This window comes from Nocardiopsis yanglingensis, assembly GCF_045809185.1.
Lineage (GTDB): Bacteria > Pseudomonadota > Gammaproteobacteria > Xanthomonadales > Xanthomonadaceae > Stenotrophomonas > Stenotrophomonas yanglingensis.
Window position 1 is genome coordinate 1 of sequence record NZ_JBJNRH010000031.1, and the last position, 7,213, is coordinate 7,213.

The following is a 7,213-nucleotide window of genomic DNA, read 5'->3' on the forward strand; positions in this document are numbered from 1 at the left end:
TCCGGTGTTCACACCTGGGGGGGGGGTGGGCGGGCCCCCCCCCCCCGGGGCCCCCCCCCCCCCCCCCACCCCGCCCCACCTCTGACAGTTTCCTGCGCGCGTCCAACCACGGAAAAGAAAAAAGAAAAGCAAAAGCGGGTCGCTCGCTGCGCTCGCTCTGTGTCGACCAAGGTCGACACCTACCAACAGCCGCGCGCTCCAACCGCCGCAGTCGCCAGTAGATCCACGCCATGCGTGGAGGATTCATTCGATACCTGACAGATGTGCCGACCAACGGTCGGCACCCACCAACAGCCGCGTGAACCTGTCGAAGGCGGGGCACTGTGGGCTTGCGGGGTGTGAGCGGCATGGATGCCGCGACCAAGCCTCCAGGGATGGATTCACGGCGTCCCCGCAAACCCACAGTGCCCCGCCATCCCACGGATAGCCCGCTGTTGCTGTTGCTCTGGCTTGTAGCGGGTGCAGGGCTGCAAGCCCTGCAGAAAAGCCACTTACCCCGCCATCACCGCTTCGATCTCGTCGGCGCTGCGCGCCAGGCCGTCGGTCAGCACACGATGGCCATCATCGGTAATCAGCACATCATCCTCGGTGCGGATGCCGATACCACGCCAGCGCGGTTCCACCGTCGTATCGTCCACGCCGATGTACAGCCCCGGCTCGATGGTGAACGCCATGCCCGGCTCCAGCAGGCGCGAATCGCCGGCCAGGCGGTAGTCGCCCACGTCGTGCACATCCATTCCAATCCAGTGCCCGGTCTTGTGCCGGTAGAAGCGCTGGTACAGGCCTTCGGACAGGTTCTTCTCCAGCGTGCCCTTCAGCAGGCCCAGCCGCAGCAGGCCTTCGGTCAGGGTCTGCACCGCCGCCAGGTGGCCGGCCTCGTACGGCACGCCCGGCTTGGCCTGGGCCAGTGCTGCGGCCTGCGCATCACCGACCAGGTCATGCAGCGCGCGCTGTTCGGCGCTGAAGCGGCCATTCACCGGGAACGTGCGGGTGATGTCGCTGGCATAGCCGCGATACTCCGCGCCGGCATCGATCAGCACCAGCTCGCCGTCGCGCGAACGTGCGTTGTTGTCGCGGTAATGCAGGATGCAGCCGTTGCGACCGGCACCGACGATGCTGCAGTAGGCCGACACAGCGTCGCTGGCACGGAACACGCGTTCCAGCTCGGCCTGCAGTTCGTACTCGTGGATGCCGGCCCGGGCCGCCTTCATTGCCGCCAGATGCGCACGCACGCTGATCTGCGCGGCGTGATGCATCAACGCCACTTCGGCACCGGACTTGAACAGGCGCTGCTCATGCAGCAGGTGGCCCAGCTCCAGGAACTCATGCGGCGGCTGCGCGCCGTGACGCACCTGCGAACGCACGCGGTTGACCCAGCCGATCAGCTTCAGATCGAAATCCGCGTCGCGGCCGAAGTGGTAGTAGACGCGCGAACGCCCTTCCAGCAGGCCCGGCAGGATGTCGTCCAGATCATCGATCGGGTACGCATCGTCCATGCCGTACTGCGCCACCGCGCCTTCCTGGCCCGCGCGGCTGCCGTCCCAGGCCTCGCGCTCGGCATCGCGCTCGCGGCAGAACAGGATGGCCTCGCCGTGACGGCGGCCCGGGATCAGTACCAGCACCGCTTCCGGTTCCGGGAAGCCGCTCAGGTACTGGAAGTCCGAATCCTGCCGGAACGGGTAATGGGTATCGAGGCTGCGCACCTTCTCGGCGGCGGCGGGAAGCACCAGGATCGCGTCCTCGCCGGCCATGTCCATCAGCTGGCGGCGCCGACGCTTGTATTCGCCGGCCGCGATGCCGGTGCGCTGCTTGATATCCATCAGTTCAGGCGCTGCCGATGGCGCGAGGCCAGCACCACGTCACCGTGCAGCAGCAGCACCGCCACGCGGATGAATTCCTCGATCTCCGACAGGGCTTCGTCATCGTCATCGCCACCGGCCTCGAAATCCTCGCTGGAGGCACGGGCCAGGCTGGCCATGTCGGTCAGCGCTTCTTCGCCCTCTTCGGACAGGGTCGGGCGGCGGCCGCCGCTGCCCAGACCGAAGCCGCCCAGGAAGGAACGGGTCCAGCTGAACATGGCATCGGCCTGCGCGGACACGTCGTCGCCGTCGGTCAGCAGCAGTTCGAAGGCGAAGTCGCGGTCTTCCAGTTGCTTGATGGTGACCTGCAGCAGCTGCCCCAGCACGCTGTCGGCGGCCACCGGCGGCAGGTTGTCGTCGGCCAGCACACGCGCCGGCCAGTCATTGCCGGGGGCGCCGCCGGCGGCCAGCCAGCCGCACAGTGCGCCGTGCAGCTCGGCAGCGGTGGCGCCCAGGCCCAGTTCCTGGCTGGCGCGGGTAACGTCGTCGACGGAGGGAAGTTCGGTCATCGTGCGGCTCGTTCGGAAAGGAAACCCGGGGCGCGCGCGCGCGCCCGTGAGACCCGGTAGTGTAGCAACCCGACGGCATCCTCTCTGCGACCGTCAGGCCTTGCTGCGACAACGCTTGACCGCCCTTACCCGGCTTGCCTATCGTGCCCGTATGGAACCCGCCGATCCCCTTGCCCAGCTGCAGGACTTCGCTGCCCGCGTGGAAGCGTTGCTTGAACGCAACCAGCGCCTGGCCGAGGAGAACCGCAGCCTGCGCCACCAGCAGGAACAGCTGGTGGCCGAGCGTTCCACGCTGCTGGCCAAGAACGAGCAGGCACGCTCGCGGGTGGAAGCAATGATCAGCCGGCTCAAATCCCTGGAGCAGCACACATGAGCGCCGAACCGGTCAGTGTCCGCATCCTCGATCGTGAATACACCGTGGGTGTCGGCGGCGATGAACGCGACAGCCTGATGGCGGCCGCGCGCCTGCTCGATGCGCGCATGCGCGAAATCCGCGGCAGCAACCGCATGGCCGCGGTCGACCGCGTCGCCGTGCTGGCGGCGTTGAACCTGGCCCACGAACTGCAGTTGCTGCGCGATGAGAACGCCCGCCAGGCGGTGGCGCTGCAGCAGACGCTGGCCGACCTGAACCGGCGCCTGGACCGCGCGATCGACGGCACCCCGTAGAAGAGGGAACGGAGGGAATCAAGGCGCATTCGCCCCTTCCGTGCCGGAAACGTCTTAATCCCCTCCGTCCCCTTTTCTCATATCTGAATTGGCACGGACTGTTGCCGACGAACGGCCTATCCAGATCCTGCGTGCTGGCTATAATGGCCGCGCGTTCTCTGCGGTACTCGACGGCATGTGCAAACATTCGCCTTGTCCCTTAAGAACGACACCGGGAGCGCGACAGCGCCGGGAGTGCAGGTCCGCCTTGTAGCGGGAAGCCCGATGGTTCTCCAGCGTTCCCACTTGAGCCCCCGGGTTCAAGGTCGTTTCGCATGCATCGACATTGCGGAGAATGCAATATTCCAGCAAGGGCGGCGTCTTCGGGCGTCGCCCTTGTTCTTTCCGGCACAATGACGGCTGATCCTTGCCGCACGCTGCCATGACCGACCCGCGACAGGCCCTGCGCCACGACCTGCGGCAACGCCGCCGCGACCTTTCCGCCGCTGAGCGCATCGCCGCCGCCGAATCCCTCGCCGATGCACTGCTGGCCCTGCCGTTCGCCCCGCGCGAAGGTGCCGTGGCCGGCTACTGGGCGCTGGATGGCGAGATCGCCCTGCACCGCTGGCAGCTGCAGCTGCCCGAGCGGCTCACCTACTGCCTGCCGGTGCTGGCGGGCGACGTGCTGCGCTTCGCACCGTGGCGCCCCGGGCAGCCACTGACCAGCAACCGCTACGGCATTCCCGAGCCGGACGTGGCGGTGGAAGACACCCTGGAACCGGCGCAGATGGCGCTGGTGGTGACCCCGCTGGTGGGCTTCGACACCCAGTGCCGGCGGCTGGGCATGGGAGGCGGCTGGTATGATCGCAGCTTCGCCTTCCGCCACGACCGGCCGGCGCCGCCCTGGCTGGTCGGTGCTGCATTCGCGGTGCAGCAGGTCGAGTCCTTGCCGGTGGCGTCGTGGGACGTGCCGGTGGATGCGATCTGCACCGAAGACGGCACCCTGTTCCCCTCCGCTGCCCCCGTGAACGCATGACCGCCCGCAAGCGCTACTGGCTGATGAAGTCCGAACCGGACGCCTTCTCCATCGATGACCTGGCCAAGGTCAAGGTCGAACCCTGGAACGGGGTGCGCAACTACCAGGCGCGCAACTTCATGCGCGATGGCATGCAGGTCGGCGACGGCATCCTGTTCTACCACTCCAATACCAAGGTGCCGGGCATCGTCGGCCTGGCCACGGTGGCCAGCACGGCCTACCCGGACGACACCCAGTTCGACCCGAAATCCGACTATCACGACCCCAAGAGCACGCGCGAGAACCCGCGCTGGATGCTGGTGGACGTGGCCTTCGACCGCAAGCTCAAGCAGGTGATCGCGCTGGACGAGATCAAGTTGCACGCCGAGGCGCTGGGCGAAGGCTTCCCGCTGGTTGCCAAGGGCAACCGCCTGTCGGTGTTCCCGGTGACCGCTGCGCAGTGGAAGCTGCTGCTGTCGCTGGAAAAGAAATCCTGATTCCCTGCCTGAGAGTTCTCCCATGTCCGAAGCCAAGCGCCTGGCCGCCGAGAAAGCCATCGAGTACGTTGAAGACGGCATGATCGTCGGTGTCGGCACCGGTTCCACCGTTGCCTATTTCATCGATGCCCTGGCCCGCATCCAGCACCGCATCAAGGGCGCCGTGTCCAGCTCCGAACAGAGCACCGCGCGCCTGAAGCAGCACGGCATCGAGGTGATCGAGCTGAACCACAGCGGCAACCTGTCGCTGTACGTGGACGGCGCCGATGAGTGCGATGCCAACAAGTGCCTGATCAAGGGCGGCGGTGCCGCGCTGACCCGCGAGAAGATCATCGCCGAGGCCAGCGAGCGCTTCATCTGCATCGTCGACCCGAGCAAGCAGGTGCCGGTGCTGGGCAAGTTCCCGCTGCCGGTGGAGGTGATTCCGATGGCACGCAGCCTGATCGCCCGCCAGATCCGCGACATGACCGGCGGCCAGCCGACCTGGCGCGAAGGCGTGGTGACCGACAACGGCAACCAGATCCTGGACATCCACAACCTGCAGATCACCGATCCGGAAAAGCTGGAGCGCGAGCTCAACCAGCTGCCGGGTGTGGTCTGCGTCGGGCTGTTCGCGCGCCGTCGCGCCGATGTGGTGATCGTCGGCGGCGAGCCGCCGGTCGTGCTCTGACCTTTGCAAGGATCCTGACGATGTCGCTGTTGCGTTCGCTGCTGATGCTTCCGCTGCTGGCCCTGGCCGGCTGTGCCACCGATGCGGCCCGCCACTGGGTCGAGCTGGATGGTGCGCGCTACCAGGTGGAGCTGGCCACCAACGATGAAACCCGCGCGCGCGGGCTGATGTTCCGCGACCAGATGGCCGCTGACCACGGCATGTTGTTCATCCACGACCGCGAAGAAATGCAGGCGTACTGGATGAAGAACACCAAGCTTGCGCTGGACATCCTGTACTTCGACAGCCAGCGCAAGCTGGTCAGCCAGCAGCGCGACGTGCCGCCGTGCTCGGCCGGCGACATGTGCCCGCCCTACCCCAGCGGTGGCCCGGCGCGCTACGTGCTGGAGCTCAATGCCGGCCAGGCCGAGAAGCTCAAGCTGAAGGACGGCACCGAGCTGACCTTCGGCCCGGGCATCGAGTAACAGGGTTCTGCCGGGCTGCGCCCGGCACCCGCCGAATCAACATCAAAGGCAAAAGCTGGCTACCGAGAGATGGCGGGGCGGTGTGGGCCTGCAGGACACGCCGTAAACCCATCCCTGAAGTGACCCCCGAGACTTGGACGGTTTCAGGCGGCCGATTGGGCCTGCTCCCGGTACTGTACCGGGCTCAGGCCTTTCAGTTTCAGTTTGATGCGCTCTTCGTTGTAGTACTGGATGTATTCCACCAGCCCGGCCTCCAGACTCTCGATGCTGTCAAAGCTGTTCAGGTAGAAGAACTCCGACTTCAGCGTCCCAAAGAAGCTCTCCATCGCCGCATTGTCCAAGCAGTTGCCACGCCGGGACATGCTTTGCTTCAACGAGTGCTTTTCCAGCATGTGCCGGTAGTTTTCATGCTGGTACTGCCAGCCCTGGTCGGAGTGGATCATGGGGCGCTCATCCGGAGAAAGCTTGCTGATGGCTTCGTCCAGCATCTGGCCTACCAGATCGAACACGGGCTGGCGCTTGATCTGATAAGCCACGATTTCGCCGTTGTAGAGGTCCATGATCGGCGACAGGTATAGCTTCATGCCTTGCACCTTGAACTCGGTCACGTCAGTCACCCACTTCTGGTTGGGCCGCTGGGCATGGAACTGGCGATTGAGCTCATTGCCAACCACAACATTGGCGGCCCCCTTGAAGGACCGGTAGCGCTTCACGCGTACCCGTGATTTCAGGCCCATCTTCCCCATCAGGCGCTGTACCCGCTTGTGATTGGTCCGATGGCCCTGGTTGGCCAATTCCAGCGTCACCGTGCGATAGCCATAACGCCCTTGGCTTTGATCGTAGATTGCACGGATGCGCTCGCACAGGGCTGCCTCATCCTGATCCGGATGGGCCAGGACATGGTTCTGGTAATAGAACGTACTGCGTGACAGCTCTGCCGCTTCGAGCAGAAGCGACAACGTATGAACCTGCCTCAATCCTTGGATGGCTTGCGCTTTGCGTCCTGCGCCGCCTGCTCTTCCCGGATCAAGGCATCGAGTTTTTTTAGGTAGTCGGTCTCCGCACGCAGATAGGCGACTTCCTTGAGCAGCTCATCGCGGCTCATATCCTCAGGCGGCTTGGACGAACGGGTCTTTTTCATCGGCTTTCGGGGCGGCGGCAGGGGCGGTGCCAACGCTTGGGCACCACCCTGAGCATACAGGCGCCGCCACTGCCCGACTGCGCCGGCATCGCCAATCTGGAAGTAGGTGGTGGCCTCCCGCCCGGACAGGCCGTCCCGGCTCATCTTCTCCAGGACCGCCAGCTTGAAGGCGAGGTCATAGGACCGGGGCTGGCGGCGAAACCCACGCCAACCGTGCAGCCGATAGGTCGCTACCCAGCGCCTGACCGTGGAGAACTCCAAGCCGTGGCGACGGGCAATGGCTTTGACCGATGTGGAGGTCTTGCAGGCCTCTTTGGCGACCTGCAGTTTGAAACGCGCGTCGTATTTGTTCATGTATCCCTCGGGGTTGGATCTGGCGTCCAACTCCCGGGGGGCACTTCACCCTGGGGGCT

Annotated in this window: 9 protein-coding genes and 1 other RNA gene; 7 read left to right on the forward strand and 3 right to left on the reverse strand. The window is 65.4% G+C overall.

Translation table 11 applies throughout. From position 1 onward, the window contains the following. Nucleotides 1-491: 491 nt before the first annotated feature. Nucleotides 492-1,820: an aminopeptidase P N-terminal domain-containing protein gene (locus ACJ7C5_RS21035; RefSeq protein ID WP_412704946.1), complete on the reverse strand. Its 1,329-nt coding sequence runs from the start codon at nucleotides 1,818-1,820 to the stop codon at nucleotides 492-494. Beyond that, on the reverse strand, nucleotides 1,820-2,368 hold the full coding sequence (locus ACJ7C5_RS21040; protein WP_032128368.1) for a YecA/YgfB family protein: 549 nt from the start codon (nucleotides 2,366-2,368) through the stop codon (nucleotides 1,820-1,822). The genes ACJ7C5_RS21035 and ACJ7C5_RS21040 overlap by 1 nt, the downstream gene beginning before the upstream one ends. 151 nt (nucleotides 2,369-2,519) lie before the next feature. Between ACJ7C5_RS21040 and ACJ7C5_RS21045 the strand changes: the two genes are divergently transcribed. The 7 genes from ACJ7C5_RS21045 to ACJ7C5_RS21075 all read left to right on the forward strand — a co-directional run bounded on the left by ACJ7C5_RS21045 (nucleotide 2,520) and on the right by ACJ7C5_RS21075 (nucleotide 5,659). Next, a complete protein-coding gene (locus ACJ7C5_RS21045; protein WP_005410898.1) occupies nucleotides 2,520-2,741 on the forward strand; it encodes a TIGR02449 family protein in 222 nt (73 codons plus the stop codon). Then, nucleotides 2,738-3,034, forward strand: coding sequence for a cell division protein ZapA (locus ACJ7C5_RS21050; protein ID WP_005410899.1), 297 nt, complete (start codon nucleotides 2,738-2,740; stop codon nucleotides 3,032-3,034). Before ACJ7C5_RS21045 ends, ACJ7C5_RS21050 begins: the two co-directional genes overlap by 4 nt. A 152-nt stretch (nucleotides 3,035-3,186) precedes the next feature. Next, a non-coding RNA gene (ssrS, locus tag ACJ7C5_RS21055) (6S RNA) lies at nucleotides 3,187-3,372 on the forward strand. 83 nt (nucleotides 3,373-3,455) lie between these two features. Next, nucleotides 3,456-4,049: a 5-formyltetrahydrofolate cyclo-ligase gene (locus ACJ7C5_RS21060; RefSeq protein ID WP_088027000.1), complete on the forward strand. Its 594-nt coding sequence runs from the start codon at nucleotides 3,456-3,458 to the stop codon at nucleotides 4,047-4,049. Beyond that, nucleotides 4,046-4,525 (forward strand): EVE domain-containing protein, encoded by a 480-nt coding sequence (locus ACJ7C5_RS21065; protein WP_012512007.1) that lies wholly within the window; start codon nucleotides 4,046-4,048, stop codon nucleotides 4,523-4,525. Before ACJ7C5_RS21060 ends, ACJ7C5_RS21065 begins: the two co-directional genes overlap by 4 nt. Nucleotides 4,526-4,547: 22 nt before the next feature. Further along, on the forward strand, nucleotides 4,548-5,195 hold the full coding sequence (gene rpiA, locus ACJ7C5_RS21070; RefSeq protein WP_012512008.1) for a ribose-5-phosphate isomerase RpiA: 648 nt from the start codon (nucleotides 4,548-4,550) through the stop codon (nucleotides 5,193-5,195). Nucleotides 5,196-5,215: 20 nt separating this feature from the next. After that, nucleotides 5,216-5,659, forward strand: a complete 444-nt coding sequence (locus ACJ7C5_RS21075; RefSeq protein WP_125894959.1) for a DUF192 domain-containing protein — start codon at nucleotides 5,216-5,218, stop codon at nucleotides 5,657-5,659. A gap of 143 nt (nucleotides 5,660-5,802) precedes the next feature. Here ACJ7C5_RS21075 and ACJ7C5_RS21080 read toward each other — a convergent pair. Further along, a protein-coding gene (locus tag ACJ7C5_RS21080) for an IS3 family transposase (RefSeq protein WP_088026290.1) occupies nucleotides 5,803-7,154 on the reverse strand; the annotation gives its coding sequence in 2 pieces (ribosomal slippage) (nucleotides 5,803-6,707 and nucleotides 6,707-7,154; 1,353 coding nt in all). Nucleotides 7,155-7,213: the final 59 nt, after the last annotated feature.